37 protein-coding genes and 1 pseudogene are annotated in these 24,647 nt (G+C 37.7%); 35 read left to right on the top strand and 3 right to left on the bottom strand.

The window, feature by feature from the left end; genetic code table 11:
• Nucleotide 1 precedes the first annotated feature (1 nt).
• The 15 genes from JNUCC52_RS03120 (at nucleotide 2) to JNUCC52_RS03050 (ending at nucleotide 8,433) form a co-directional block, all read left to right on the top strand.
• Nucleotides 2-238, top strand: a complete 237-nt coding sequence (locus tag JNUCC52_RS03120; protein ID WP_173478017.1) for a hypothetical protein — start codon at nucleotides 2-4, stop codon at nucleotides 236-238.
• Nucleotide 239: 1 nt separating this feature from the next.
• On the top strand, nucleotides 240-431 hold the full coding sequence (locus tag JNUCC52_RS03115; protein WP_173478016.1) for a hypothetical protein: 192 nt from the start codon (nucleotides 240-242) through the stop codon (nucleotides 429-431).
• Nucleotides 431-1,354: a RecT family recombinase gene (locus JNUCC52_RS03110; RefSeq protein ID WP_337981367.1), complete on the top strand. Its 924-nt coding sequence runs from the start codon at nucleotides 431-433 to the stop codon at nucleotides 1,352-1,354. Before JNUCC52_RS03115 ends, JNUCC52_RS03110 begins: the two co-directional genes overlap by 1 nt.
• Nucleotides 1,354-2,055 carry an MBL fold metallo-hydrolase gene (locus JNUCC52_RS03105; RefSeq protein ID WP_337981366.1) on the top strand — a complete coding sequence of 234 codons (702 nt, stop codon included), beginning with the start codon at nucleotides 1,354-1,356 and terminating at the stop codon, nucleotides 2,053-2,055. Before JNUCC52_RS03110 ends, JNUCC52_RS03105 begins: the two co-directional genes overlap by 1 nt.
• A 12-nt stretch (nucleotides 2,056-2,067) precedes the next feature.
• Entirely contained in the window at nucleotides 2,068-2,520 is a 453-nt protein-coding gene (locus tag JNUCC52_RS03100) for a hypothetical protein (protein ID WP_337981365.1), read from the top strand.
• A gap of 42 nt (nucleotides 2,521-2,562) precedes the next feature.
• Nucleotides 2,563-2,958, top strand: coding sequence for a hypothetical protein (locus JNUCC52_RS03095; RefSeq protein WP_337981364.1), 396 nt, complete (start codon nucleotides 2,563-2,565; stop codon nucleotides 2,956-2,958).
• A 15-nt stretch (nucleotides 2,959-2,973) separates the two neighbouring features.
• Nucleotides 2,974-3,765: a DnaD domain-containing protein gene (locus JNUCC52_RS03090; protein WP_337981363.1), complete on the top strand. Its 792-nt coding sequence runs from the start codon at nucleotides 2,974-2,976 to the stop codon at nucleotides 3,763-3,765.
• The gene (locus JNUCC52_RS03085) at nucleotides 3,740-4,540 is read left to right on the top strand and encodes a DnaA ATPase domain-containing protein (RefSeq protein ID WP_337981362.1); all 801 of its coding nucleotides are present in this window, start codon (nucleotides 3,740-3,742) and stop codon (nucleotides 4,538-4,540) included. Before JNUCC52_RS03090 ends, JNUCC52_RS03085 begins: the two co-directional genes overlap by 26 nt.
• 35 nt (nucleotides 4,541-4,575) lie before the next feature.
• Nucleotides 4,576-5,178 (top strand): phiTE_072 family protein, encoded by a 603-nt coding sequence (locus JNUCC52_RS03080; protein ID WP_337981361.1) that lies wholly within the window; start codon nucleotides 4,576-4,578, stop codon nucleotides 5,176-5,178.
• Nucleotides 5,178-5,384 carry a hypothetical protein gene (locus JNUCC52_RS03075; RefSeq protein ID WP_337981360.1) on the top strand — a complete coding sequence of 69 codons (207 nt, stop codon included), beginning with the start codon at nucleotides 5,178-5,180 and terminating at the stop codon, nucleotides 5,382-5,384. Before JNUCC52_RS03080 ends, JNUCC52_RS03075 begins: the two co-directional genes overlap by 1 nt.
• Nucleotides 5,381-5,656, top strand: coding sequence for a hypothetical protein (locus tag JNUCC52_RS03070; RefSeq protein ID WP_337981359.1), 276 nt, complete (start codon nucleotides 5,381-5,383; stop codon nucleotides 5,654-5,656). The genes JNUCC52_RS03075 and JNUCC52_RS03070 overlap by 4 nt, the downstream gene beginning before the upstream one ends.
• 29 nt (nucleotides 5,657-5,685) lie before the next feature.
• Nucleotides 5,686-6,198, top strand: coding sequence for an HNH endonuclease (locus JNUCC52_RS03065; RefSeq protein WP_337981358.1), 513 nt, complete (start codon nucleotides 5,686-5,688; stop codon nucleotides 6,196-6,198).
• Nucleotides 6,195-6,701 carry a single-stranded DNA-binding protein gene (gene ssb, locus JNUCC52_RS03060; protein WP_337981357.1) on the top strand — a complete coding sequence of 169 codons (507 nt, stop codon included), beginning with the start codon at nucleotides 6,195-6,197 and terminating at the stop codon, nucleotides 6,699-6,701. Before JNUCC52_RS03065 ends, ssb begins: the two co-directional genes overlap by 4 nt.
• A 371-nt stretch (nucleotides 6,702-7,072) precedes the next feature.
• A complete protein-coding gene (locus JNUCC52_RS03055; protein WP_337981356.1) occupies nucleotides 7,073-7,975 on the top strand; it encodes a phosphoadenosine phosphosulfate reductase domain-containing protein in 903 nt (300 codons plus the stop codon).
• Between the two features lie 11 nt (nucleotides 7,976-7,986).
• A complete protein-coding gene (locus tag JNUCC52_RS03050) occupies nucleotides 7,987-8,433 on the top strand; it encodes a RusA family crossover junction endodeoxyribonuclease (RefSeq protein ID WP_337981355.1) in 447 nt (148 codons plus the stop codon).
• A 783-nt stretch (nucleotides 8,434-9,216) separates the two neighbouring features.
• Here the strand turns inward: JNUCC52_RS03050 and JNUCC52_RS03045 are convergent.
• Together JNUCC52_RS03045 and JNUCC52_RS03040 are read right to left on the bottom strand one after the other, a co-directional pair.
• Nucleotides 9,217-9,726 carry a DUF3231 family protein gene (locus JNUCC52_RS03045; protein ID WP_337981354.1) on the bottom strand — a complete coding sequence of 170 codons (510 nt, stop codon included), beginning with the start codon at nucleotides 9,724-9,726 and terminating at the stop codon, nucleotides 9,217-9,219.
• Nucleotides 9,727-9,994: 268 nt separating this feature from the next.
• Nucleotides 9,995-10,456, bottom strand: a complete 462-nt coding sequence (locus JNUCC52_RS03040; RefSeq protein WP_337981353.1) for a collagen-like protein — start codon at nucleotides 10,454-10,456, stop codon at nucleotides 9,995-9,997.
• Between the two features lie 304 nt (nucleotides 10,457-10,760).
• Here JNUCC52_RS03040 and JNUCC52_RS03035 point away from each other — a divergent pair, with 304 nt between their 5' ends.
• The 9 genes and pseudogenes from JNUCC52_RS03035 (at nucleotide 10,761) to JNUCC52_RS02995 (ending at nucleotide 18,227) form a co-directional block, all read left to right on the top strand.
• Nucleotides 10,761-11,174: a LuxR C-terminal-related transcriptional regulator gene (locus tag JNUCC52_RS03035; protein WP_337981352.1), complete on the top strand. Its 414-nt coding sequence runs from the start codon at nucleotides 10,761-10,763 to the stop codon at nucleotides 11,172-11,174.
• A gap of 197 nt (nucleotides 11,175-11,371) precedes the next feature.
• Nucleotides 11,372-11,791 (top strand): MarR family winged helix-turn-helix transcriptional regulator, encoded by a 420-nt coding sequence (locus tag JNUCC52_RS03030; RefSeq protein ID WP_337981351.1) that lies wholly within the window; start codon nucleotides 11,372-11,374, stop codon nucleotides 11,789-11,791.
• Nucleotides 11,792-11,811: 20 nt separating this feature from the next.
• Nucleotides 11,812-12,204 carry a rhodanese-like domain-containing protein gene (locus tag JNUCC52_RS03025; protein ID WP_337981350.1) on the top strand — a complete coding sequence of 131 codons (393 nt, stop codon included), beginning with the start codon at nucleotides 11,812-11,814 and terminating at the stop codon, nucleotides 12,202-12,204.
• Between the two features lie 1,160 nt (nucleotides 12,205-13,364).
• Nucleotides 13,365-13,526: pseudogene (locus tag JNUCC52_RS23235) on the top strand (hypothetical protein); the annotation flags it as partial.
• Between the two features lie 154 nt (nucleotides 13,527-13,680).
• Nucleotides 13,681-13,911 (top strand): hypothetical protein, encoded by a 231-nt coding sequence (locus JNUCC52_RS03015; protein ID WP_337981348.1) that lies wholly within the window; start codon nucleotides 13,681-13,683, stop codon nucleotides 13,909-13,911.
• Between the two features lie 67 nt (nucleotides 13,912-13,978).
• Nucleotides 13,979-14,437: a terminase small subunit gene (locus tag JNUCC52_RS03010; protein ID WP_337981347.1), complete on the top strand. Its 459-nt coding sequence runs from the start codon at nucleotides 13,979-13,981 to the stop codon at nucleotides 14,435-14,437.
• Nucleotides 14,427-15,692 carry a PBSX family phage terminase large subunit gene (locus JNUCC52_RS03005; protein WP_337981346.1) on the top strand — a complete coding sequence of 422 codons (1,266 nt, stop codon included), beginning with the start codon at nucleotides 14,427-14,429 and terminating at the stop codon, nucleotides 15,690-15,692. The genes JNUCC52_RS03010 and JNUCC52_RS03005 overlap by 11 nt, the downstream gene beginning before the upstream one ends.
• A gap of 14 nt (nucleotides 15,693-15,706) precedes the next feature.
• Nucleotides 15,707-17,215: a phage portal protein gene (locus JNUCC52_RS03000; protein ID WP_337981345.1), complete on the top strand. Its 1,509-nt coding sequence runs from the start codon at nucleotides 15,707-15,709 to the stop codon at nucleotides 17,213-17,215.
• Complete coding sequence (locus tag JNUCC52_RS02995) at nucleotides 17,196-18,227, top strand: minor capsid protein (protein ID WP_337981344.1); 1,032 nt, start codon at nucleotides 17,196-17,198, stop codon at nucleotides 18,225-18,227. The genes JNUCC52_RS03000 and JNUCC52_RS02995 overlap by 20 nt, the downstream gene beginning before the upstream one ends.
• Nucleotides 18,228-18,275: 48 nt before the next feature.
• Here JNUCC52_RS02995 and JNUCC52_RS02990 read toward each other — a convergent pair whose 3' ends face one another.
• A complete protein-coding gene (locus JNUCC52_RS02990; protein ID WP_337981343.1) occupies nucleotides 18,276-18,578 on the bottom strand; it encodes a hypothetical protein in 303 nt (100 codons plus the stop codon).
• Nucleotides 18,579-18,734: 156 nt separating this feature from the next.
• On the opposite strand from JNUCC52_RS02990, the gene JNUCC52_RS02985 reads away from it, so the two are divergent.
• The 11 genes from JNUCC52_RS02985 to JNUCC52_RS02935 are packed head-to-tail and all read left to right on the top strand — an operon-like array spanning nucleotide 18,735 to nucleotide 24,596.
• The gene (locus tag JNUCC52_RS02985) at nucleotides 18,735-19,325 is read left to right on the top strand and encodes a phage scaffolding protein (RefSeq protein WP_337981342.1); all 591 of its coding nucleotides are present in this window, start codon (nucleotides 18,735-18,737) and stop codon (nucleotides 19,323-19,325) included.
• A 19-nt stretch (nucleotides 19,326-19,344) separates the two neighbouring features.
• Nucleotides 19,345-19,659: a hypothetical protein gene (locus tag JNUCC52_RS02980; protein WP_337981341.1), complete on the top strand. Its 315-nt coding sequence runs from the start codon at nucleotides 19,345-19,347 to the stop codon at nucleotides 19,657-19,659.
• A gap of 16 nt (nucleotides 19,660-19,675) precedes the next feature.
• Nucleotides 19,676-20,731: a major capsid protein gene (locus JNUCC52_RS02975; RefSeq protein WP_337981340.1), complete on the top strand. Its 1,056-nt coding sequence runs from the start codon at nucleotides 19,676-19,678 to the stop codon at nucleotides 20,729-20,731.
• A gap of 14 nt (nucleotides 20,732-20,745) precedes the next feature.
• Nucleotides 20,746-20,925: a hypothetical protein gene (locus tag JNUCC52_RS02970; RefSeq protein WP_337981339.1), complete on the top strand. Its 180-nt coding sequence runs from the start codon at nucleotides 20,746-20,748 to the stop codon at nucleotides 20,923-20,925.
• Between the two features lie 5 nt (nucleotides 20,926-20,930).
• A complete protein-coding gene (locus JNUCC52_RS02965) occupies nucleotides 20,931-21,326 on the top strand; it encodes a hypothetical protein (RefSeq protein ID WP_337981338.1) in 396 nt (131 codons plus the stop codon).
• 23 nt (nucleotides 21,327-21,349) lie between these two features.
• On the top strand, nucleotides 21,350-21,682 hold the full coding sequence (locus JNUCC52_RS02960) for a hypothetical protein (protein WP_337981337.1): 333 nt from the start codon (nucleotides 21,350-21,352) through the stop codon (nucleotides 21,680-21,682).
• On the top strand, nucleotides 21,682-22,092 hold the full coding sequence (locus tag JNUCC52_RS02955) for an HK97 gp10 family phage protein (protein WP_337981336.1): 411 nt from the start codon (nucleotides 21,682-21,684) through the stop codon (nucleotides 22,090-22,092). Before JNUCC52_RS02960 ends, JNUCC52_RS02955 begins: the two co-directional genes overlap by 1 nt.
• Nucleotides 22,082-22,525, top strand: a complete 444-nt coding sequence (locus JNUCC52_RS02950; protein WP_337981335.1) for a phage tail terminator family protein — start codon at nucleotides 22,082-22,084, stop codon at nucleotides 22,523-22,525. The genes JNUCC52_RS02955 and JNUCC52_RS02950 overlap by 11 nt, the downstream gene beginning before the upstream one ends.
• Nucleotides 22,512-22,739 carry a hypothetical protein gene (locus JNUCC52_RS02945; protein ID WP_337981334.1) on the top strand — a complete coding sequence of 76 codons (228 nt, stop codon included), beginning with the start codon at nucleotides 22,512-22,514 and terminating at the stop codon, nucleotides 22,737-22,739. The genes JNUCC52_RS02950 and JNUCC52_RS02945 overlap by 14 nt, the downstream gene beginning before the upstream one ends.
• Before the next feature lies 1 nt (nucleotide 22,740).
• Nucleotides 22,741-24,066 (top strand): phage tail sheath C-terminal domain-containing protein, encoded by a 1,326-nt coding sequence (locus tag JNUCC52_RS02940; protein ID WP_337981333.1) that lies wholly within the window; start codon nucleotides 22,741-22,743, stop codon nucleotides 24,064-24,066.
• 14 nt (nucleotides 24,067-24,080) lie between these two features.
• On the top strand, nucleotides 24,081-24,596 hold the full coding sequence (locus tag JNUCC52_RS02935) for a phage tail tube protein (protein WP_337981332.1): 516 nt from the start codon (nucleotides 24,081-24,083) through the stop codon (nucleotides 24,594-24,596).
• The last annotated feature ends 51 nt before the right edge of the window (nucleotides 24,597-24,647 follow it).

The following is a 24,647-nucleotide window of genomic DNA, read 5'->3' as shown; positions in this document are numbered from 1 at the left end:
CATGGAATTATATGAACAAACGACCGTTTTTAATTCAAAACTGGCAGGTAAGGCAGTACACATTAAAGGCCACGATGTAGATGGTGAAGAATATGACCGTGTTTTCCTTGTGAAGTCAGTAGACGGTGAAAATCTTACTTTAGTTAATTGCCAAGGTAAAGTAATTTTTTTACACATGGAAAGCTTCGATTCTTTTGATAAAGAAGCGTTAAAACTTAAAGTATTGGAGGCAATGTAACATGACTTTCGATGTGGGAGAGAAAGTGAAAGTTACAAATAATGATGGCACTGAAACATACACAGGGACAATTTATAATTACAACGATTTTAGAGAGCCTGGTATGGAGTATGCAGTATTTTTAGATGATTTAAATGAACCAGTTTTTGTTGGCGAAAACCAATTATCGAAGGTTAAAGGGGATGTTCATTAATGACAAATCAATTAGCACAACAACAAAACCAAGTAGCTCCAAAAGAAAAACAAAACGCTTTTGTTACACAAGTAGCGAAAAAGATTGAGGAAATGAAACAACAAGGTCAAATTAACTTGCCAGATAACTATTCTGCAGTTAATGCCTTACAAGCAGCTTATTTCACGCTGACAGCCGTAGATTTCGGTAGTAACAAAGCATTGATTGATAAAGTAACTCCTGAATCAGTAGCCTTTGCTCTCCAAGACATGGCAATCCAAGGGTTATCTGTAGCTAAAAAGCAGGGTTATTTCGTGCCATACGGTGACAAATTGCAGTTCTTACGCTCTTATCATGGTACCCAAGCAGTCCTTAAAAGATTGAATGGCGTAAAAGATATTTGGGCAAACGTTATCTGGAAAGGCGAAGAGTTTGAGGTCGAATATAACGAACGAGGTCAACTAGCTTTCAAAGCTCACAAAGTAAATTGGAAAGCTGCCACAGGTAAAAAAGAGGATATCGAAGGTGCTTATTGCATTATTGAGCGCGAGGACGGCAAACAGTTCTTAACGGTTATGACAATGGATGAAATTGCAACAGCATGGTCAACAGCTAAAACGCAAAATGTCCAAAATAAGTATCCGCAAGAAATGGCGAAACGTACAGTTATCAACCGTGCTTCGAAAGCCTTTATTAATACATCCGATGATAGTGATCTATTAATAGAATCTGTTAATCGCACAACTGAAAATGAGTTTGAGCCAACAGTCAAAGATATGGGTGACATTGAAGAAGTGAAGCGAGAAATTGAACAAAATGCTAACTCAGAAGTAATTGATTTTACTAATGAACCTGCTGAAAAAGTTGAGGCAACAGTAGTTGTTGAAACTAAAAAGCCAGTACAGCAACAACAAGCTTCATTTACTGATGGACCAGGTTTCTAATGATTGAAATCAAGACTCTAGCAACAGGAAGTAAGGGGAATTGTTATCACATTACAGATGGTAGCACCCCTCTACTCCTAGAGTGTGGTATCAGCTTCAAACAGATACAGCAGGGCGTTAATTTCGAGACTTCGAACCTTGGTGGTGTACTTGTTACCCATGAGCACAAAGACCACTGTAAAGGCGTGGAATCGGTGTTAAATCGAGGGTTAGATGTTTACATGTCAAAAGGTACTCAAGAGGCATTGCAACTACAGCACCACCGTATTAATACAGTCGAAAGCAAGAAGCAATTCAGAGTAGGTACTTGGACGATATTGCCGTTTGATGTTCAGCATGATGTAAATGAGCCATTAGGGTTTTTACTACAGTCAGACAACGGCGGAAAGCTTTTATTCGCAACAGATACTTACTATGTGAAATACCGATTCTCAGGGCTAACTCACATCATGATTGAGTGTAATTACGACCAACAAACATTGGACGACAACGTAGAGAGTGGCCGTATTCATCCAGCAATGCGTAAAAGGGTTATGAAGTCACATTTTAGCTTAGAAAACCTTTTAGAGTTCTTTAAAGCTAACGACTTATCAAAGGTCGAAGAAATACATTTACTGCATTTATCAGATGGCAATAGCAACATGGAGCGCATCTTTAAATCAGTAGCAAGGGCAACAGGCAAGATGATTTTTATTCCGTAGGGGGACGAGAAAATGAAATTAGATGGAAAATGGATTATCACTTTTGATGAAGAAAAATGGGAAGCAAATAATTTCGGCGAATTTGATTCAAAGGAAGAAGCAATTGCTTTCATAAACGAAACTGGCACAATCCCATTGCTTAATAACTGGCTAGATGAAATAGGGGAAGAGTCAGATCCTGAACAAACAGGTGTAACTATTTACGTAGGCAAATGTCAAGAATTTGTGCCGTCTATAAATGTTGATACTGTCTTAGATGAAATCGCTGAAAATGCTTCTTGGGTTGGTGGAGACTATGCGGATGATTATTTAAACCATGTTCCAAAAGATGCACGGGAAGAATTAGAGGAAAAAATCAATTTGGTATTAAGTGAGTGGATTGAAAAACATGAATATCACCCTAGTTTTTATTCGATTGAAAACATCGAAACTATAGAGAAGTCCTTTGAAACATTAAGTCTGTAATTAAAAATTTGAATATTGCGACATAAGGAGAGGCGAGGGCAAATGGCTGGAATATACAGAGAACGAAAACGTGCGATATTTTCTGCGCTTTGTAGGGAGTTCGGTAAATCAGAAGCGTATGACCAGTATTCTTGGGGCTATAAAGATAAAACGTGTAAAGTGTGCGGTGCTGAGGTGATTGATTATTCAGAGTGGCATGATACAGGTTACGAAACTAAGCATTGCACAAATGGTTGTTGGTCAATTAAAACGTACGGGCTGTCAATTGAGTTCAAAACAAGAGGTTTCTATCAAAAGGTTACTAAGGTTCGTTCTTTGAATTATAAGGCTATCAAAAGCATGTGGAATCATGCAGAGAATCACTTCAATCAAGCTTTACAGAAAGAACGTAGACGAGTTAAACGAATGAAGCGTTTAACACATCGAAAAAGCAAATAGGAGGGGTCAGGGCAAATGGGCATCATCCGAGTGGCTAAGAACAACAACTATGTAGTGATGAATCGAACTGCATTAAACGACAACCGGCTATCTTGGAAAGCTAAAGGCATAATGGCATATATGCTTTCAATGCCAGATGATTGGGTGTTTTACTTGGACGAATTAATGACACACTCAACTGATGGTAAAGCGTCATTTAGAGCTGGTTTCAATGAGTTAAAGACATGTGGCTACATCGAACGAAAACCTATTCGTGAAGGGCAAAGAATTAAAGAATGGGAAACGGTTGTTCATGAAGTACCTATAAATTCTCTACTTACCGATTTTCAAGAAGTAGAAAAGCAAGAAATAGAAAACCAAGAAGTAGGTTTTCAAGAAGTAGAAAATCGAACACTACTAAGTATTGATAATAACCAAGTATTGAATAAACCAAATACTGATAATAACCAAGTACTGAAAGAGAGAAAAGAGAGTCAGTCGGTCAATCCGTTCTTGGAAATTAAAAATTCCTTTGATTCCATCATTCGAATCAGTAACTTTACGGATCATCGAAAAATGGACAAACTTCTCGACTTGTATTCAGACCACTTACTGATTATCGAAGCTATTAAGCTTACTGCTGATTTAGGTAAATCAAGTGTCGAGTACATCGAAGGAATACTACGTAACTGGTCCATTGAAAAAGGAGTTAACACATACGCAGATTGGCAGGTGAAGATAGATGCAAAAAACGGGCGACAGAATGGCAGCAGTAATGGAGGAACTACACGCACGAAGCCAATTGTGTTCGGAGACTACAGTAGCTGAGGAGCCTAATTACAACTGTCCTAAGTGTAAGGATGAAGGTGGTTATCTTGTTCGAAAGAAAGCTGGTGAAACAACACTATTACAAAATGGCACAGAAGTTATTTTGCAGTACGACACCGAAGAATGGCAGCAATGTGAGTGCGCTAAAATACGTCAGCTAAATCGCTTGATCAAATCTAGTGCCATTACAGAAGAGTTTCAGAAAATGAGCTTTAAAAACTTCTCCACTGATGATGTCCATCCTAAAGTTGTTGAAATGAAAAGCAAAGCGAATCAGTACTATGCAGCCTTTGATGAAATTAGAGGTTTCAGACAGAACAGCATCATGCTTATCGGACAACCTGGTTGTGGCAAGACGCATCTATTAACCGCAATATCCAACTATCTAATGCATGCAAAGCAAGTGCAAGTTCTGTACTTCCCATATAAAGATGGCATGAACAATATCGCTTCTAACAACTTTGAACGTAAGAACGAAATTATGGATCGGATGAAAGAGGTTGAAGTCCTGTTCATAGACGATTTGTTTAAACCGATTGGTGGAAAAGTCGATGTGAAACCGTGGCAGACCGAGGTCATCTTTGAAGTGGTCAACTATCGCTATTTAAACAACAAGCCGTTACTAATATCTAGTGAATTATCACTGGACGACATGCTTTATATTGACGAGGCATTAACAAGCAGGCTGTTTGAAATGGCTCAAGATTTCACAGTAACAATTCCGAAAGACATGAAAGTAAATTACCGATTACGCAAAGTATTTGAACATAGATAGAGGGGCGAATAGCCCCTTGATTGGAGGGCGAAGGGATGGATATCCAAGGAGTTATTTCTGTTGAGGCAAAGACAATCAAAAGTTTAATGGTTGAATTAGAGCCAAAATATACAAACGGCCATGATTATTGTGAATTGATAGTAGATGAATCAAGAAATGGATTTACAGCTCGTTTGTGTAATGAAACTTATTCATTCAGTTGGGGTGCGCCAGGTAACGATTTTATTCAGTTCTTAATTGATACCTTTAGCAAAAATAACGATTATTTATTCGGAAAGTTAGAGGATTACTCAAAGCGTGATTATGTTGATACAGAGAAAACAGCAAAAGCAATGAAGGTTTTGTTGCTGCAAGCTCGTCGATACAACCAGATAGATGAAGAACAAGCACGTGAAATTTGGGAAGAAATCGAATATTTCAGAGGAAACGATGAAATAACACAAAATCATCTTTATAGTGAATGGTCAAATTGGTTCGAATGTGCGATTAAACAAGAGATTTTCTCCAACGAACCTTGGTTTGAAGAGTTTATTTCATATAACGAGGATTGGCGTTGTCGAGTGTTTTGCGAAAAAGTCGCTCCAATTTTAGCGGAAGTGTTGAAAGTTGAATACGAATTAGTGGGAGTGAATGAGTGATGAATCCAATATTTCTAGGCTTTGGAGTAACACCTTATGCAGTCATCATTTGGCGTGATGGGGATGGGGCTAAGTCAAAAACAATATGCTTCGATGAACTCGAATTACAAGTGGCACTGGCAATGCATGATAATCCTAAGGGCTTTTATCACCAGTATGAGCCGAAGGTTTACTATCCAGAACAGAGAAAGGAAATGATTGCATGAGATCAATAGATAAACAAAAGGCGCTAGAAATTATTAATTCGATTGAAATTGATGATTATGAAACGGATGACGGCACGTTGTTGTTTGCCAACATTGAAGATAATGAAGAAAATCGCGAGAAGATTCGTTCATTAGGCTATTCTAACGATGAAATCAACACATTTAAACCATATGATGACGAACCATTTATAGATTTAGGATTGTTCGTTTGGAATTTCGCAAATTGGTTTGACGGTCAAAAATTCATTATTAAGGAGGATATAGATGATTAACCGAGTCGTATTAGTTGGAGGTGAAAAATATGCCAGCACCGAAAGCAAAACAAACATTTTACACAATACGCATTGGAGAAAACTTTCATGATGTTACTGGTAGAAAACGAACGCCTCAAGGTTATGTAGTACTTTGTATAAAATCACATCCACATAGCGACAAAGTGAATGGTTATATTTTTGAACATCGAGTTGTTGTGGAAATGCAGTTAGGAAGATATTTAATTCCAGGTGAAGTTGTACATCATGTAAATGAAATAAAACACGACAATCGTATAGGTAACTTAGATTTAATGCAACACGCTGAACACACTGTAATGCATCATACAGGTGCTAAAAGAAGCAATGAGACTAAAAATAAAATGTCGAAATGGGCTAAAGAACGATTAAAGGATAAAAGTAATCATCCTTCCTATAAACATATCGAAAAAGATGAACTTTTAAGCTTGGTAAAACAATTTGGACCTACTGAAGCAGCAAAAAAATTAGGTGTTGCAAGAAAGACTATTTATAACAAATTAAAGGAGTTTGATATTAGTTGATAAATCGAGTTGTATTGGTCGGCAGGCTAGTAGCTGATCCAGAGTTACGGTATACACCGAACGGAATTGCCTCATGTAAGTTCCGAGTGGCTGTCAATCGACCATTTAAAAATGAAGGTGAACAACAGGCAGACTTTATCTCATGTGTAGCTTGGAGAAAACAAGCCGAGAATCTAGCAAACTTCATGAAGAAAGGTAATTTAATTGGTTTGGAGGGCAAAATCCAAACAGGCAGCTATGAAGGGCAGGATGGGAAGAAAATTTATACGACTGATGTAGTAGCTGACAGCATTCAATTCTTAGAGCCAAGAAACAGCACAGGAGGTGCACAGAGCGCGCCGAACTATCAATCTAGTACAAATATAGGTGGAACGAATCAAACGCCACCACAGGGCAATTATGGCGGTAATAATAACCAGCCAAGTTATGCGAGAGTGGATGAAGATCCATTTGCTAATAGTAAGGGGCCGATTGAGGTATCAGAAGATGATTTACCATTTTAAGGAATATCGAAATTGAGGTGAGCTGATGGAGCAAATCGAATTTGACCTAGGATTACCAGAGGAACCACCGCAGAATAAACAAATCGAACCTAACATTATGTGTCGTAAATATGGTTATGGACCAGAGGATGCAACATGTAAAACATGTTACTACTTGGTGAAAAAACAACATGAACGTGACCCCAAAACACATTGGTATAAGTGTTCGCTGCAAAGGACTGGTACCGGATGCGGACCTGATATAAGGCTGAAATATAAAGCTTGCAAGAAGTATGCAAAAAGTAGATGTAAATAAATATACGCTGCTGGTAGAACGGCATTACGTTGTTTTATCAGCAGACAAAATAGAGTGCTAATAAGGATGTGGAACGATGAAAGACATAAATGTAATTTCAATCAGCGGTGGCAAAGACAGTACAGCGATGTGGCTCCTGGCACTCGAAAGAGATACACCAAACTTAAAAGTGGTTTTTAGCGATGTTGGACATGAGCATCCAGAAACTTATAAATATATCGATTATCTTGAAAAAGAGTTAGGACCGATCACAAGAATTAAACCTGACTTTAGCCAGCAGATCTTGCGTAAACGTGAAGTGGTAGACACTAAATGGCGAAAAGAAGGCGTATCAGAAACGATTATCCAACAAGCTTTAGAAGTGTTGCATCCTACAGGCAATCCATTTTTGGACTTATGTATGTGGAAAGGTCGTTTCCCATCAACGATGGCACGATTTTGCACGGTCGAATTAAAAGTAAGACCAATGTTTGACCAGGTGTATGTACCGATTATCGAGGCAGGAAACCATGTTGTGAGTTGGCAGGGTATAAGAGCGAATGAAAGTTTGAGCCGATCTAAAATGGCTGAGACAGAGGAAACGCCAGAAGGGTACACAATCTATCGTCCAATACTCGATTGGGATGTATACGACGTTTTTAAACAACATGATAAGCATGGAATAAAGCCGAATCCATTGTATAAACAGGGAATGGGACGAGTTGGTTGTATGCCATGTATTAATAGCAAAAAAGAAGAATTGTATGAGATTGCTAGACGATTCCCTGAAGAAATCAAAAGGGTGGAACGCTGGGAAGAAATTGTTTCAAAAGCATCTAAGCGTGGATCTGCAACATTCTTTACGAGTGATGACAGAGGCCATGGAATCCATGATGTTGTTGAATGGTCGAAAACAACTTATGGCGGAGTACAATACGACCTATTAAAACTGATGGAGGAAGTTCCAGTGTGCTCGAGTCAGTATGGGTTATGTGAATAAGGAGGGCAAACATGAACGTACTCAAAATTGAAATACCTGGTGACGTGCAGGCACAACAGCGGCCGAAGTTTAGTCGTTTCGGAAATAACGTGTCTGTACGTGATCCGAAGGAATCCAAAGACTATAAATCATTCGTGAGATTGGTAGCCTCACAAGTTGCGCCAGATACACTTATTACCGAGGAAATAAGGCTAAGAATTGATGTTTATCGAAAGATTCCAAAATCATTTAGCAAAAAGAAGCATCAGCAAGCCGTAGAGGGTGCATTAAGGCCAACAACTAAACCAGACATCGACAATCTCGCAAAGGGCATCAAAGACGGTCTTAGCAAGGTTATATGGCATGACGATAGTCAAGTGACAGAGTTGGTTGCTCGTAAGTTGTATTCGGATAATCCGAGAGCAGAGGTGACGATTGAATGGGGTGCCAGAAGTGAATGTAGTACGCAAGGAAGTTAAACAACGGAGAGCCCGCCTAATCAACCAGCAGGACCACATGGCTTTTCTCAAATGCAAAGGGTGTCCAAAACGTAAGGCTTATGATCCTACTAAGAAATGTAGAGGATGCAAAACGTATAGGCAATTGAGAAGCATTGGGAAAGAGCTTGAGCAGATTAGTCGTTTGCGTAGGTGGCTTAAGTGAAGAGTTGAAGTAAAGGGATAGCATTATTAAAACATCATGGGGCGATGCTTGCCATCCCAGAACTAAATTATGTATTGGAGTTAAATATTATTCTAACTATAAGTATGCGAGAAAAGAATATTAAAAGAGCCACTGGACCAGAGTGACCCTAAACCAACAAATCAAGAGGTGTCAAACTAAGAAACTAGCTTAACACTACTATTTATATGATTGGATAACTATGTTTGTATAGTTCATAGCCTTTAAAAAAGATATAAAAAAGGCTATAACGGCGAGGTCGTCATAGCCCAAGTAAAGTGTGTGATAGTGACAGATCTATTTTTTTCCAAGTTGTGTTGAAATTTATACATTAGCAATAAAAAAGGATCACTTCAATTAAGGAAGTGATCAACAGGAAGTGCCAATTTCTAAAGGATTAGTTAGAGTGATATATCTCTCAAGCAAATTACAGGACACTTTATTTTATGTATTAAAAAGTGAATAGTTTAGGCGGTAGGTTATTGTTTAAAAAAGAGTGAGGCTATGGAGGTTCGTTTGAGTACGACAAAAATAAAACCCCAGTTTGATACTGGGGAGACGGTTTGTCAGGTAAATAAATATTATTTTTCTGGATAATCTACATGTAATGGTGGTGGAACTAACCAACCTTTAGTTTTATTAAGACGTAATAGTTTGGCACCAATTAGAGCTTTTGCTGCATGGAATTGACCATACATTAATGCGATATCTTCACGAGTGGAAGTACCCATTGCCTGACTGCATGCAACTAATCCAGCAGCTAGGTCTACTGACAGTGCAGCACTAATTTCGGGATCATTAAACTTTGCGCCTGCAGGAATATCTTCCAATCTTGCTACAGGTCTTTCAGGTGGAGCAGGAGGTAAACCAATACCATTAGTTTTTAGTATTTTTTCTAATTGTTTTACTTCGTCTCTACAAAGTTCGATTATATCTTCAATAATTTTTTTTAGATCTTCGTCACCTGCATGATTATAGAACGTTTGATAGCCAGCAATCATGCCGTAGTCTGTCATTAAACCTGTCCAAACACTAAATACTTCACCATAATGCAATGGTTCATCTTTTGGATTTCCTCCAAGAATACCCATACTTACACATCCTTTTCTGTTTTATTGCAATTTTTCAAACAAGGATAGTATGGTTGAAATCAGAAAATTAATTCATAAAAAAATTGGGTTACAGATTAATTTGAGGAAAATGAGTAACAAAAAAAACCCAAAGATATTGTTCGGTAAGCAAGTGAGAACACGGGTTATTAATTAACTGATATGAATGAAAAAATCTGAATAGAAAAAAGGAGTAAATCCCTTGTCGAAGGAAACTTACTCCTGACTATTTTTACTAAGTATTTTATCTTTAAACAATTGGACTTAACAATTTAAGGATAATAGAAGCATTTACGTTTATTTGTGTGCCTCCAGCCAAAGTTTGTAGGGTAACTGCTGCGGCAGACGAATGATTTCTAAGTGTAAGAATCCCTCCGGATGATATTAAAACTAATGCCTGGCCAGTGTTTTGTTGAGTGCCTGCTCCTGAACCATAGACTGCTTGGGTAACAGGTGCACCATTTAAAAACAGTGTGAATTGGTTAGGTTCCACACCTGATACGATGAAAGTAACTTCGTAGACTCCTGGAGTGGTAACAAAAATTTGAGAGGTTCCAGGTACATGCGTAATTCCAGGTGTAACTAAGCCTGTTGAATCGAAAAGAATATCAGCTTCTATAGCTACAACTCCTGCACTTAGATTGTAAATATATCCATATTCACATAAACCGCTACAGGGTGAAGGTGGTGTTACCGGAGTAATACCAGTCATTCCACAGAGCTCCACAGCAGTAAAAGGTCTTGTTTGTTGTCCACATAAACAGGAATGTTTATTACAGTTACTACAATTATCCATATTTCCACCTCCATTTGTAGTAGTTTATTCGTGTGAAAAATGGAGTTAAGGGCAATCGGCTCTATTAATTTATAAACATTAATTTATTGCACATTTTGAGTAAAATGGTCAGTAAATAGAGATAAGAAAAAGCCGCAGCGTCGTCACACGCTACAGCTCGAATTGGTTATGCCCTTTAATTGCTTAGTCATACAAGCATTATATCATAGGGGGCAAATCTATGTTAAAAGAGAGAACATTAATTATTACACCAGATGCTTTAGATTCAATGATTACAGACTACCACTGGATGGTTAACGCCATCAAAGAAATGCGTGCAGAAATGGTTATTGGGGCAAAAACAGCTCAATACGGTATCGAGGCTACACTACCAAAGGCTGCAGGCGGTGTAGGTGATCCGATTATGCAGGAAGCTATTAGACGTTCGAAAAATATTAAGCGTGTTGCAGATTACGAGAAGAAGCTACTAGAGGTGCAAAAGCTAATTGAAAGAGTTGATGGGGATAGAGAGGTACAAGTTCTCAACTGGATGCTAGACGGTAAATCACAACGTTGGATAGGTCAACACATGGCTTTATCAGCAACTAGCATTAAACGTATTAAGGATAACATTGTAAAACAAATGATTACATGATAAGGGCCTTGTCCCCCACTGTTATTATTTTAAGTTAGAAATATAAGAGCCTTGCTATATTTAATTGTAGCAAGGCTTTTTAAAGGTGTTTAATTTTTATTCATTTTAAAAAAAGAGAATAAACCTTGAATTTATAAATATAATCAGGTAAACTGATTATATTGTTGAGTGATTATCTTCGGAGGTGAATATTACAATTGGAAAAATGGAATCAATCTTACGGTTTTTTACTTGGGAAAGTTCTTCAGCAAATGGAAACTAAGTTCGCAGAAGGACTTGCTCCATATGAAATTAACTCTAGACAATACGGGGTTCTTTTATTTATTCATGGAAACCCGTACTCATCTCAAAAAGATATATCTGAAAATCTACAAATTGATAGGACAACAATGGTAAGCCATATCGATCACTTAGAAAGTCTAGGATTTGTTAAGAGGACACGGAATCCTAAAGATAGGAGGTCCTATAGCCTTTTGATTACACCAAAAGGAAACGATGTCTTGGATTCATGTTGGGAATTTTTAATTAATACAGAATTAGAAGTTTTAGCCCCTTTAGATCATCAAGAAAGAATATTGCTCAAGGATTTCCTTATTAAAATTTGGTCTGTACTTTAAAAATTGGAGGTAATACATTTATGAACGCACTTGATTATTTTAATGCACGTTTAGAAGGAACAATAAGCCCTATGGATTATTTGAAATCGGAACAAAACGATCCTGATAAATACTTTTTAATTGATGTTAGAAACGGTCCTAATCATGTAAGAAGTTTAACAATTAAGGATGCAAATATCATTCCACAGCAAGAGCTGGCAGATCGTTTGAATGAAATACCTATGGATAAAGAAATTATTGTTTACTGTTGGGATGTATGGTGTAACACAGCTGCCAAAGTTGCAAAGTTTTTATTAGAACGTGGCTATAAAGTGAAAGAGTTGACCGGAGGGATTGCGGCATGGAATGAAATGAACTTTCCTGTTTCAGATTCCTCTCAAAATAGTAATCTTTCTGATAGTTGTGGGTGCTGATTCTGCTGCAAAGTAAAAAGTCTTAGATTGAATATGAAGACATGTTACAAATGTGATAGATGTTACAAATGTTATATACGTTACACATTAGGTATTTAAAAAGTTATCTTGTAAAATCGGAGGTAGGTTCGGTGCGGTAAAGGTTTCCTCACTTGGTATTTATAAATTCCTAAATATTGGGAAAAGACAGACCGACGACCGACCAGCGCCTCATAAACTCGTTCGAGGCAAGACATACATGGTCGGCCTATATATTTAAAAAGATTAGGTATCTTAATTAATATAAAAGGCTAAAAAACGGAATAAGGAGTGGTTATCATGTGAACTTCGTCCACTTTCCATTTTGATCAGTCAAACTTACTAAACGTGCACGGAAATGCACGAACACAATTCACTTGCAATAATAACGTGGTGTAGCTCTACCACAGTTCTAAAAGTGAGCTAACTCGACAGTCTTACCACAATAGAATAATAGACGAATGCAAGACCCCTTGAGCGGATTCGAGGGGTTTTTATTTTGCTTTGAAAACTGCATCAAACAGCCAAAACGCTTTGTGTCGAGAGGGTAGAGTTTGGTGTGGTTTTGAGAGTGAAATTGTAGAAAATTGTTCCATAATCTAAAATTTTGAACTATCATTTGGTTAGAGGTGACAGAAATGATAGAAGAAAAAGAGATTGAGAAGAAAAAGAAACGAATGGATGAAAGAGATCTTAAATGGCTAATAGGAATTTTAATTGGCATTATTATTCTAATTTTAACTTTTAGATTAGGAGATAATATGGATGTTGTAAATTTGTTCTCCTTCATATCTAGTGCTGTATCAATCGCATTAGCATTAGTTGCAATTTTAATCGCATTAAATCAATCTAGAGATAATGAAGAACTTTCAACACATCTAAAAACAACTATGGCTATAATGAATGAAAAATTAAAAAGTGTAGATGAAAAAGTTAACAAAATAGACCCAGATGTACTTTCTCGAGCGTTACAACAAAAGATTGATAATGTAATAACAGATATAAGTGAAAATAATGATATTGAAATTAGCGCTGAAGAAATTGAAGAAAGATATAAAGATGAATTAAACCAATTGAAGTTAGAACTTAATTCAGTAATAGAAAATATAAATAGCCCAAAACCTGTGCATTATGTACCGTCTTACAATATTGGTGATGAAGTAATGCATAATAAATGGGGAGTAGGAAAGGTTATTGATGTCAAGGGAGATGGTGATTCTACTGAAGTAGATGTCCAATTTAATGATCCGATAGGTAAAAAAAGATTATTAGCAAAGTATGCACCTATATTTAAAGTGAGATAAGCACCCTTCAGGGTGTTTTTATTTTGCCCTGAAAAGTGAGTATCGAGCAGTCCTCCTCTACTGCTGAACTACCGGTACTTACTTTTGAGTGTGAAATACACATTACAATTCATTTCCAATTAACTTATAATATTTGTTAAAGGAGGATGAGACAATGATTGATGATTCAATTAAACAAATAAATTTATATGGACATGATTTTGAATATGCCGAAATCGAAAAAATTCCATTTTCGAAAGAAGTTAGAGTCCAAGTGAATTATTTAGGTTACCCTGATAGAATCGGAATTGGAAGTGGCGAGACTCTTGAAAAAGCTGTTGAGAACACAGTTAAAAAGATATTAGCATCAAGTCCTTTGGAAGCAATAAAACTTTTATATGATTGATTTAATTGACGTCATTTCGGCGTCATTTTTTATTTCACGAAGCAACTAGCATAATGGGGTGATGCCATTGATTGAACGTAAATTAACAGTAAAGCAACAAGCGTTTGCTGATTTATATATTGAGCTAGGGAATGCCACAGAAGCTTATTTAAGGGCATACCCAAACGTGAAGAAGGAAGCGACTGCTAGGGCTAACGGAAGCAGACTGCTAACAAATGCTAACGTTAAAGCTTATATAGACGAACGCATGGAGGAATTGAAATCCGAGCGTGTAGCAGACCAACAAGAAGTATTAGAGACATTAACAGCGATTCTCCGTGGTGATGCAACTGCTGCAACATTAAGAAGCATTGATGTTGGTGTACAAAAGATTGAAGAAAATATGCCTCCTACAATGACAGAGCGAATAAGAGCTGCTGAACTAATAGGGAAACGACATGGCCTATGGATTGATAAACAAGAGATTAACGCGACTGTTACGCCTGTTTTCGTGGATGACATAAGTGGTGATAGCAATGACAGTTAAAAAACTATCTGAATTATTACCACCAGCATTTCATTCGGTTTGGCGTGCATCCATTGCAACTGATATCTTAAACGTGGTAAGTAAGGGCGGTCGTGGTTCTGGTAAATCATCAGATATAGCTCATATCATCACGCAGTTACTTATGCGGTTTGCTGTAAATGCTGTTGGTATACGAAAAGTGGATAACACCATCGAGACATCCATATTCGAGCAAATGAAGTGGGCCATAAACGAACAAGGGGTGTCGCACCTATTTAAAATCAATAAGTCACCGATGAGGATAACTTACATTCCACGGGGTAACTACATGATTTTCCGTGGTGCACAAGATCCTACACGAATTAAATCATTAAAGAGTGCCAATTTCCCTTTTGCCCTTGCGTGGCTTGAAGAATTAGCTGAGTTTAAGACGGAAGAAGAAGTAACGACCATTACCAACTCATTACTACGTGGTGAGCTTGGAAATGGTCTTTTTTATAAGTTCTTTTACACATATAACCCACCGAAGCGTAAACAATCTTGGGTGAATAAGAAGTATGAAAGCTCATTTCAACCTGATAACACGTTCGTTCATAAGTCTACTTACCTTGATAACCCTTTTATCTCAAAACAGTTTATCGAGGAAGCAGAGGCAGCTAAAGAACGTAATGAATTACGTTACCGTTGGGAATACCTCGGTGAAGCGATAGGGAGTGGTGTTGTGCCGTTTGATAACTTACAAATTGAAAAAGGTTCTATCACTGATGAAATGGTGGCGTCCTTTGACAATATCCGTAACGGTGTTGACTTTGGGTATGCAACCGATCCATTAGCTTTTGTCCGTTGGCATTATGATAAAAAGAAAAATGGTATCTACGCTATTGATGAAATTTATGGTGTGAAAATCAGTAACCGTAAATTTGCTGAAAAGCTGAAAACTAAAGGGTATCAATCAGACCGTATAGCCGCAGAATCAGCGGAGCCTAAATCAATTGATGAATTGCGTGATGAATTAGGAATAAAACGTATTTATGGCGTGAAAAAGGGTCCTGACAGCGTGGAATATGGCGAAGAATGGCTGGATGATTTAGATTTCATTTGTATTGATCCTAACCGTACCCCTAACATTGCCAGAGAGTTTGAAAATATAGATTATCAAACTGATAAAGACGGTAATCCAATTCCGAGACTAGAGGATAAGGATAACCACACTATTGATAGTACTCGCTATGCATTCGAAGAGGATATGCGTGGTAGCACTTACAGCTTTGACTAGAAAGAGGTGAGAACATGACAGGATACTTTCCATTCCAGGGTGCCGGAACTGATACGGATAGACTCAATAACATTATTAACAACGGTTCATCTTCTATTTTGAGCAACCTTAGAGTATTAGAAAGACAGATTAGTAAGTTTAAATCATCTGAACAATTAAAATGGATGCGTATTGGTGAAGCTTATTATGAAGGTGAGCAAGATATCTTAAAACGTAAACGTAAAATTATCGGTAAGGGTGGGCTGTTAGAGATTGCTGAAAACCTTCCGAATAACAAAATATTAGATAATCAGTATGCAAAACTAGTAGATCAGAAGGTTAACTTCCAACTTGGCAAGCCACTAACTATTGAAACCGAAAATGAGACGTATCTGAATTTGTTGCAAGGTATATTTGATAAACGTTTCCACCGTACTTTCCGAAACATTGGTTATGACGCATTGAATGCGGGTATCGCTTGGTTATTTCCGTATTACAACGAGTATGGTGAGTTTACATTCAAACGTTTTCCAAGTCACGAGATATTACCATTTTGGCAAGATGCTGAACGCACAGTACTAGATTATGCGGTACGAATGTACACTGTTTTTGGATATGAAGGGGATAAAGAGGTCACTACGGAAAAGGTTGAAATCTACAGTACCGATGGAGTTAAACGTTATGTTTGGTTTAACGGACAACTGGTGGTTGATGTGGAAAATCCCTCTGCTCCATACTTAACGGTAGTTGATAATGAGGGTAATGAGATGGGTATGAACTGGCAACGTGTACCGTTAATACCTTTTAAATTTAACAGTAAGGAAATACCTTTAATCAAACGTGTTAAATCGTTACAAGATGGAATTAATATCATGCTTAGTGATTTTGAAAACAACATGCAAGAAGATGCTCGAAACACTATTCTTGTACTTCATAACTATGATGGGCAGGATTTAGGCCAATTCAGGCGTAATCTGGCTCAGTATGGTGCTGTTAAAGTACGTTCTGGTGATGGTGTCAAGGGTGGCGTTGAGACTTTAACAATCGAGGTCAATGCAGATAATTATAAATCTATTCTTTCATTGTTTAAGAAAGCACTCATTGAAAATGGCCGTGGTTATGACGCTAAAGACGAACGTATGGCCAACAATCCCAACCAAATGAACATCCAGTCTATGTACAGTGATATCGAACTTGATGCAAATGGTATTGAGACTGAATTCCAAGCATCCTTTGAGGAATTATTATGGTTTGTTAATCAACATTTAGCCAATACAGGTCAAGGAGACTTTGAAGGTGAACAGGTTAATATTGTGTTTAATCGCGACATCTTGGTCAATGAAAAAGAAGTCGTTGAGGTGTTAGAGAAATCACCTTACTTATCTGAAGAAACAAAGATTGCTCAACATCCATATGTAAAAGATGTGCAACTAGAATTAGAACGCAAGAAGAAAGAACAGCAAGATCAAATGAATATGATGGACAATTATGAAACGACCTTCCAACAAAAGCAAGGTGATGTAGATGACCAAGCCGACGCGTAGTTATTGGCAAAAGCGTTTCGAGATGTTGGAACAAGCACAGCATAAGAAATCAGCAACATACTATAAAGACCTTGAAAAAGCGTATATTCAAACTATGCAAGAAATGGAAAAGGATATTGCACGATGGTATCAGCGGTTTGCTAAAAACAATGATATTACTTTGGATGAAGCCAAACGTTTATTAAAAAGTGATGAGCTACGTGAGTTTCGTTGGACGGTTGAGGAATACATTGAATATGGCAAAAAGAATGCTATTAATCAGCAATGGATGAAACAACTTGAAAATGCTTCTTCTCGTGTCCATATAAGCCGTTTAGAGAGTTTGCAGTTACAATTACAACAACATGTAGAAAAACTGTATGGTGGGCAAATAGAAGGCTTTGAGCAATTGATAAAAGATACTTATCAGACGCAATACTATCAAACAGCATTTGAGGTGCAAAAGGCTTTCGAAATAGGCTTTACTTTACAAGCACTGGATGAAACCAAGCTTACAAAAATAATTAGCAAGCCGTGGACTGCTGATGGTCGAACATTTAGCCAAAAGATATGGCGAGACCGAAATATGTTGTTAGATACGCTGCATACAGAGCTTATCCAATCAATGGCACGAGGTGAAGCTCCTAATCGTATGATTTCAGCAATCACAAGAAAAATGAATACTTCACGCTCAAACGCTGCTCGTCTAGTTATGACTGAGTCAGCGTTTTTTAGTGCTGTTGCACATAAGGATGTTTACCAAGAGCTAGATGTTGAGCGTTATGAAATAATCGCAACTTTAGATCATAAAACGAGTAGCATCTGTCAGTCGATGGATGGCAAAGTATTTAAGATGGCAGACTTTGAACCTGGTATAACTGCTAATCCATTTCATCCAAGATGCAGGTCCACAACAGCTCCGTGCTTTGAAGATGACTACAGCCAACGGATAGCTCGTGATTTAGATGGGAAAACGTATTATGTGCCAAGCAATATTCATTATAAGGAGTGGAGAAATATTTACATTAAATAACCACAGTATTTAAACATACCGTGGTTATTAAGGTTGGAACATATATTACTATTCAAAAGTATATGTGGATTTTTTGGGATTTGCAGTATCAAGATCCATAATGATACTTTTTCCATTGTATTTCAGATGTTCTTTACTTTCGACATAACCAAAGATTTTTGTTAGTACAAAATTTAAAGCCTTGATATCTTTTTGAGTTAAATTACCTTGAATAACTCTTGTTTCTCCGGTTGAGTACTCAACAGTAATTCTAGTATCACAACGGAAAAAGGCAGCTTCACTTGAAATCTTACTTGTATATTGTCCGATTGTTTCAATTTCTAAACTATACAAATTGCACCTTTCTATCATATGTATCACCTCCTCAAAATAAATATAGCAAATTTAGGTAGATTTGAATATTCCATAGAATATTCGCCTTTTTATGGACTTGCTTACAGGCGTTAAAGAATAAGTGGTCTAACTTTACAGTGTCATACTGGTTATAAAAAGGAGGAAACAACACAAATGAAAAAAGAAGAACTAATTGCAATGGGATTAAGTGAGGAACAAGCTGATGCTGTTATTGGAAAATATGGAACAATGATTCCTAAAGAACGCTTTGATGAGGTCAACAAGGTGAAGAAAACGCTTGAAGATCAAGTGAAAAACCACGAAACTCAGTTGAAGGATTTGCAAGACAAAGCAAAAGGTAATGATGAGCTACAAAAGACAATCACTGATTTGCAGCAGGCTAATGAAACGGCCAAAACGGAGTATGAGCAGCAATTGAAAGATGAACGCATGAGCGCAGCACTGAAATTGTCGTTACACAGAAAAGTACATGATGTTGATTTAGTAACTGGCCTCATTGATAAAACAACAATCGAATTAAGTGAAGATGGAAAAGTCACTAAAGGACTTGATGAGCAACTTAAATCGTTGCAAGAATCAAAGTCCTTTTTATTTGTGCCAGAAAAGCAACAACCAACTTTTAGAGGGTGGAATCCTGCTGGTGGCGCAGACAGTGGAACAGACACAAGTGATGTAGGTTCTAACTTCGCAAAAATAGCGAATGAGAAGGGTTCAAGTGATACAAAAAACAACCCGTGGGACTAAACAATAAGGAGGGCTTTATATGCCATATGTAAAACCAATTGAAAAATTTCAACGTGTAAATTTCTTAGCATCATCTAAGGTGCAGGCATTTACCTATTTAGTGAGTGATGTCGGTGTAACTCCTGATGCAAACGGAAAGAAAATTGTTAAGGCAGGAACAATCTTACCTAAAAATGATGCTACCGCAGAAGGTATCCTATATACCGATGTCGATGTGTCAAACGGACCACAACCAGGTTCATTGATTGTTGAAGCTTACGTTTTAGAGGATCGTCTACCAACTGCTCCAGATGTAGCAGCCAAAACAGCATTAAAAGAAATTAAATTCCGATAAGTGGAGGGAAAACAATATGCCAGACATTTTAGAACTATTTGGTCAAAAAACAGTATTAGATTACATGAAGGAACGAAAATATCAAAGCTATGGCGTGGGAGAAGCTCTTTTTCCAGAAGTTAAACACAACACGCTGGAGTTTGAATATCTAGTAGGAGCGAATGAATTACCTGTTATTGCAAAGGTACACTCATTTGATACAGAAGCAGAAATCGGCTCATTAGATGCAGCTAAACAAGTGTTAGAGGCTGCTTATATCAAGAAAAAGTATCAAATTACTGAAAAGGATTTAATTGCATTGCAATTCCCACGAACAGCACAGGAGCAACAATACTTGATGCAACGAGTATTTAATTTAATCGACAAAGCAGCAAATGATGTTCGTGCTAGCGTTGAATTAATGCGTATGCAAGCATTGAGTACAGGTGAATTGAAATTAGCTTTAAATACAACAGGTGGCACACCAAAGACTCTTACTGTTGGATACGGAGTACCAGCAGATCATAAAGAAGCACTTGCTGGAACTGATCAATGGGGTTCTGGTACTGAGGATATTTTAGGGGATTTAGAACGTTGGTCTGGTTCACTAGATATTACGCCAACTCGTGCATTAACATCTAAAAAGATAGCAGCCCTTATTTTACGTAATCCAAAGATTATCGGTTACCTATATGGCGCTGGTTCTGCTCGTGTAGCAAATCTAACGGATTTAAATGCTTTCTTTACACAACAAGGCTTACCTACTATTGCTGTATATGAATCAAATTCAAACACGAAATATCGTGAGCAAAACGCAGATGGCACTTATACAACAAAGAGTTACTTCCCAGACAATAAATTTGTAATGTTTGGTGATGGCCCACTTGGTGAATCGTTATACGGTCCGACTCCTGAAGAATCACGCCTTGTCCGTAGTGGTTCAGATGTTGAAATGACTACCATTGGTAAGGTTATTGGAATGGTGTACGAAGAAGGGAAAGATCCTGTTTCAACATGGGCAAAAGCAGCAGCTACAGCGATTCCATCATTCCCGGAAGCGCAGAATGTATTCCAAGCGCAACCAATTGCATAAGGAGGCTATTTGAAATGGCGAACATTAAAGTAAAAGTGAAAAACGGCGCTTTCCCTATACGTTATAAGGGAGAGCGTTATTTAGTTGATGAAGAATTGACAATTGATGAAAAACATTTAAACGAATCAATGATGGAACGATTAGAAGAACCAAAGAAAGCTGCGCAACCAAGTAAAACGGCTGAAAGCGAGTGATTCGTATGTATTTAGATGTAGTAATGCGTCTATCTGCTCTTGGAGTGAATTTATCTAGCGCTCCAAGTAGTTCAGACGATATGTTGTTGAAACATGCTATTGATAAAGTAACTAGCCACATTAAAAACCAAACAAATTTATCAGCAGTTCCAAAAGGTTTAAGAGAAATAGCTATTGATATGGTTATAGGAGAGTTCTTACTTACTAAAAAAGCTATGGGCTTATTGGATGTAGAAACATTGAACTTCGATACTGTTGCCAAGCAAGTGCAGGATGGCGATACAAACGTATCATTTGCTGTTGAAGCTAATAGCACTCCTGAAGCTCAGTTTAATGCCTTTATTGCGTATCTACAACACGGCAATACAGACTTTATAAAGTACAGGGTACTAACATGGTGAGCACACGTCGAAGGGCTATAGAGTTGTTGTACAGAGGATTATGCACTGTTAAGGTATGGCAAGATGTTGAAGATCCAATTACTCATGTGACTAAACAAGATGAAGTCACATTGCTGTCTGATCAAAAGTGCAAGCTATCATACGAAAAGCAAACGTCAGCAACACCTACTGGGGGGCCGGTCGTAATTTCACAGTCTATCAAGCTATTTATTGCTCCTGAGTTGGTCATACCAGCAGGCTCTAAAATTATTGTGACTCAGCATGGTAAAACAACGGAATACACAAGAAGTGGTGAACCTGCTGTTTATATGGACCATCAAGAAATAGTTTTAGAACTATTTAGGGGGTACGCATAATGGGTAGAGGTGGTCGTGTTGATTTAAGGCAGTTGAAGGCATTTGAGCGAAAGTTGGCCAAGTTAGCAACTGCTGATTACGAAAAGTTTTGTGAGGATTGTGCGAAGGAGTTAGCTGCCAGGTTGTTGGGTAAAGTAATTCGTCGTACGCCTGTTGATGAAGGCACTTTAAGGCGCGGATGGACAATCGGGCAAGTCAAAAAAAGTGGTACAGCCTACGAAATCAAAGTAATAAACAATACTGAATATGCTCAGTACGTTGAGTTTGGCCATCGTACTAGTAACCATCAAGGTTGGGTAAACGGGCGCTTTATGATGACAATAAGTGCAGATCAAATTGACCAACAGGCTCCTGCGATACTAGAAAAGAAACTCATGAAAATGCTAAAGGAGGCTTTCAATGGAGATTAATGATATTCAAAATGCAATATCCGTTAAGCTTCATAAAGCATTTGGAGAAGCATACAAAAAATATATTGATGAAGTACCGCAGGGGTTTAAGACGCCTGCTTTTTTAATTCAATTTTTGAACTTAGAGCATATTAGACAAATCGGTGGTCGATGGAAAGTAACAACACTGTTTAACGTGCAGTATTTCCCTAAAAACGGCACATCTGAGGCTTCAAGTATGACATTGAAAATACAACAAGCACTAAAAGAAATAACACTGTTAAACGGCTCACTGATGTTAGGTACTGGCGCTAACAGCGAGATAGTAGATGGCATCGGACATAATTTCATTCGTTTCAATTTCTTCTTGCAAGAAGTGGAAGAGAAGATTTTCATGGGCTCATTAGAGCAATACATCAACAAGCAAAGGGTGATTCCTAGTGGCGAAAACTAACGATATTCAAAATAAAGTTGAGCCTGTGACAAGTGAAGCTGTACGTGGTGCACTATCGTCTGCTCTTCCAAAATTCACAAAGGTTCAGTTAGTTCAAAGTGAAAAGTATGTCCATCGTCGTGATGCTTTAAATGCGTTGCTAGAGGACGACAAGTCATACTCATTTACCGAAGTGGATGAGATTCTAAAGAAATTCGATAAGGGAGGTAAATAACGTGGCATTAGGTGGAGGTCCATTTTTATCACAAAATAAGGTACTACCAGGTGTGTACCAAAACTTCATTAGTAAAGCTCGTGCATTCGTAAATCTATCAGATCGTGGTTACGCTGCATTACCAATAGCTTTAGATTGGGGGCAAGATGATGGGGTTCTAACGGTGAACCTTGAAGATTTACAAAAGGATTCATTAAAGCTTTTTGGCTATGATTATACCCACCCAAAATTAAAGGGTATTCGAGACATTTTCAAGAATGCTATTACAGTATTTTTTGCAAAACTTAATTTAGGTGGTTCAGCCGCAGAAAATATTTATGCAAAAGCAAAGTATAAGGGTATTCGCGGTAATGATTTAAAAAACGTCATTCAAGCAAACGTAGATGAGCCTTCTAAATTCGATGTAAAAACATATCTAGAAGCGATTCTAGTTGACGAACAAACAGTTACTACAGCGGCCGAACTAACAGCAAATGATTTTGTATCATTTAAAAGTGATGCAACTTTAGCTGTAACTGCTGGTACTACTCTTTCTGGTGGTGCTAACGGGGCTACTGCATTGACGGCTGGTACACCCCATCAATTAGCTTTGGATGATTTAGAAGCATACGGCTTTAATACTTTAGGTTGCCTATCTAACGAACAGACAATTAAAGATTTGTATGTGGAATACACAAAAAGGATTCGTGACCAAGTAGGCGGCAAATTTCAACTGATTGGGCATAAATTAGGTGCTAAAGATCATGAGGGAATCATTGATACACCAAACGACGCTATTGGCGAAGGTGAAGAATTGTTTGGAGCAGTTTATTGGTTAACTGGCGCTGAAGCAGGCGTAGCAGTTAATAAATCCAATACAAATAAGAAATACGATGGTGAGCACACCCTTGATATGTCTGAGACAAAGACACAAGCACAGTTAACAAACTTATTAAAAGGCGGAAAATTAGCGTTCCATCGTGTTGGTGAGGAAATTCGTATTCTTGAAGATGTAAATACGTTCACGTCATTTACAGGAGAAAAAAACGAAGATTTCTCTATGAACCAAGTAATTCGTGTGTTAGATCAAATTGCTATTGATACGGCTCAACTCTTTAACAATCGTTATCTCGGTAAAGTACCGAATGATAAGGATGGCCAAATTTCATTATGGAATGATATTGGTGCACATCGTATGGAAATGCAACGTATTCGTGCAATCCAAAATTATAACAAGGATGACCTAACAGTAGATCAAGGGAATTCAAAAAAATCTGTTGTTGTGAATGAGTTTGTTATTCCAACAGTTGCAATGTCACAGCTTTATATCACTACTACGGTAGCTTAAAGGAGGGGATTTACGTGGATAATAACAAAATATTAATTCCACTTAATTTACAGTATTTTGCAGAAGCTACTATGCACTCTCGTGATGCCATCCATGGAGCGCAAGGCGTCGCATGGGTAACACTTGATGGAAACCGTTATAAATTTGCCCAACTAATCAATTTAGAGGCACGATCAGATAAAACAAAAACTAAAATTCCAATCATGGGTCAAGTGGCGAAGGGAAATAAGGCTACCGGCGTAGAATATAGCGGTAGCGCAACATTCCATTTTAATACATCTATATTCCGAAAAATGTTGAAACACTACCAAGACACTGGAGAGGACACTTATTTTGACATTCAAGTTACAAATGAAGATGGTTCTTCTCAAGTTGGACGACAAACTACTATTTTAGTTGATTGTAATTTAGATGGTGGCATCGTTGCATTATTGGATGCTGACGCAGAGTACTTAGAGGATTCATTCGATTTCACTTTCGAACGGTTCGAAATGCCGGAAGAATTTTCTGTATTACAAGAAATGCAATAATACTAGAGCTCACATAGTTGGGCTCTTTTTAATTAAAAACAATAAGGTGAA

The sequence above is a fragment of the Lysinibacillus sp. JNUCC-52 genome (assembly GCF_015999545.1).
Taxonomy (GTDB): domain Bacteria; phylum Bacillota; class Bacilli; order Bacillales_A; family Planococcaceae; genus Lysinibacillus.
This window is presented reverse-complemented; position numbering and strand designations above follow the sequence as displayed.

What these genes read in the sequence shown, in the direction of transcription:
- JNUCC52_RS03095 (WP_337981364.1), top strand. Translation starts at nt 2,563, where the DNA reads ATGGCTGGAATATACAGAGAACGAAAACGTGCGATATTTTCTGCGCTT.
- JNUCC52_RS02985 (WP_337981342.1), top strand. Translation starts at nt 18,735, where the DNA reads ATGAAAAAAGAAGAACTAATTGCAATGGGATTAAGTGAGGAACAAGCT.
- JNUCC52_RS03075 (WP_337981360.1), top strand. Translation starts at nt 5,178, where the DNA reads ATGAATCCAATATTTCTAGGCTTTGGAGTAACACCTTATGCAGTCATC.
- JNUCC52_RS03105 (WP_337981366.1), top strand. Translation starts at nt 1,354, where the DNA reads ATGATTGAAATCAAGACTCTAGCAACAGGAAGTAAGGGGAATTGTTAT.
- JNUCC52_RS03025 (WP_337981350.1), top strand. Translation starts at nt 11,812, where the DNA reads ATGAACGCACTTGATTATTTTAATGCACGTTTAGAAGGAACAATAAGC.
- JNUCC52_RS03015 (WP_337981348.1), top strand. Translation starts at nt 13,681, where the DNA reads ATGATTGATGATTCAATTAAACAAATAAATTTATATGGACATGATTTT.
- JNUCC52_RS03065 (WP_337981358.1), top strand. Translation starts at nt 5,686, where the DNA reads ATGCCAGCACCGAAAGCAAAACAAACATTTTACACAATACGCATTGGA.
- JNUCC52_RS03100 (WP_337981365.1), top strand. Translation starts at nt 2,068, where the DNA reads ATGAAATTAGATGGAAAATGGATTATCACTTTTGATGAAGAAAAATGG.
- JNUCC52_RS02975 (WP_337981340.1), top strand. Translation starts at nt 19,676, where the DNA reads ATGCCAGACATTTTAGAACTATTTGGTCAAAAAACAGTATTAGATTAC.
- JNUCC52_RS03055 (WP_337981356.1), top strand. Translation starts at nt 7,073, where the DNA reads ATGAAAGACATAAATGTAATTTCAATCAGCGGTGGCAAAGACAGTACA.
- JNUCC52_RS03120 (WP_173478017.1), top strand. Translation starts at nt 2, where the DNA reads ATGGAATTATATGAACAAACGACCGTTTTTAATTCAAAACTGGCAGGT.
- JNUCC52_RS03000 (WP_337981345.1), top strand. Translation starts at nt 15,707, where the DNA reads ATGACAGGATACTTTCCATTCCAGGGTGCCGGAACTGATACGGATAGA.
- JNUCC52_RS03045 (WP_337981354.1), bottom strand. Translation starts at nt 9,726, where the DNA reads ATGGGTATTCTTGGAGGAAATCCAAAAGATGAACCATTGCATTATGGT.
- JNUCC52_RS03035 (WP_337981352.1), top strand. Translation starts at nt 10,761, where the DNA reads ATGTTAAAAGAGAGAACATTAATTATTACACCAGATGCTTTAGATTCA.
- JNUCC52_RS03005 (WP_337981346.1), top strand. Translation starts at nt 14,427, where the DNA reads ATGACAGTTAAAAAACTATCTGAATTATTACCACCAGCATTTCATTCG.
- JNUCC52_RS03040 (WP_337981353.1), bottom strand. Translation starts at nt 10,456, where the DNA reads ATGACTGGTATTACTCCGGTAACACCACCTTCACCCTGTAGCGGTTTA.
- JNUCC52_RS03090 (WP_337981363.1), top strand. Translation starts at nt 2,974, where the DNA reads ATGGGCATCATCCGAGTGGCTAAGAACAACAACTATGTAGTGATGAAT.
- JNUCC52_RS02965 (WP_337981338.1), top strand. Translation starts at nt 20,931, where the DNA reads ATGTATTTAGATGTAGTAATGCGTCTATCTGCTCTTGGAGTGAATTTA.
- JNUCC52_RS03110 (WP_337981367.1), top strand. Translation starts at nt 431, where the DNA reads ATGACAAATCAATTAGCACAACAACAAAACCAAGTAGCTCCAAAAGAA.
- JNUCC52_RS03050 (WP_337981355.1), top strand. Translation starts at nt 7,987, where the DNA reads ATGAACGTACTCAAAATTGAAATACCTGGTGACGTGCAGGCACAACAG.
- JNUCC52_RS02955 (WP_337981336.1), top strand. Translation starts at nt 21,682, where the DNA reads ATGGGTAGAGGTGGTCGTGTTGATTTAAGGCAGTTGAAGGCATTTGAG.
- JNUCC52_RS03070 (WP_337981359.1), top strand. Translation starts at nt 5,381, where the DNA reads ATGAGATCAATAGATAAACAAAAGGCGCTAGAAATTATTAATTCGATT.
- JNUCC52_RS02950 (WP_337981335.1), top strand. Translation starts at nt 22,082, where the DNA reads ATGGAGATTAATGATATTCAAAATGCAATATCCGTTAAGCTTCATAAA.
- JNUCC52_RS02970 (WP_337981339.1), top strand. Translation starts at nt 20,746, where the DNA reads ATGGCGAACATTAAAGTAAAAGTGAAAAACGGCGCTTTCCCTATACGT.
- JNUCC52_RS02995 (WP_337981344.1), top strand. Translation starts at nt 17,196, where the DNA reads ATGACCAAGCCGACGCGTAGTTATTGGCAAAAGCGTTTCGAGATGTTG.
- JNUCC52_RS02980 (WP_337981341.1), top strand. Translation starts at nt 19,345, where the DNA reads ATGCCATATGTAAAACCAATTGAAAAATTTCAACGTGTAAATTTCTTA.
- JNUCC52_RS03080 (WP_337981361.1), top strand. Translation starts at nt 4,576, where the DNA reads ATGGATATCCAAGGAGTTATTTCTGTTGAGGCAAAGACAATCAAAAGT.
- JNUCC52_RS03115 (WP_173478016.1), top strand. Translation starts at nt 240, where the DNA reads ATGACTTTCGATGTGGGAGAGAAAGTGAAAGTTACAAATAATGATGGC.
- JNUCC52_RS02990 (WP_337981343.1), bottom strand. Translation starts at nt 18,578, where the DNA reads ATGATAGAAAGGTGCAATTTGTATAGTTTAGAAATTGAAACAATCGGA.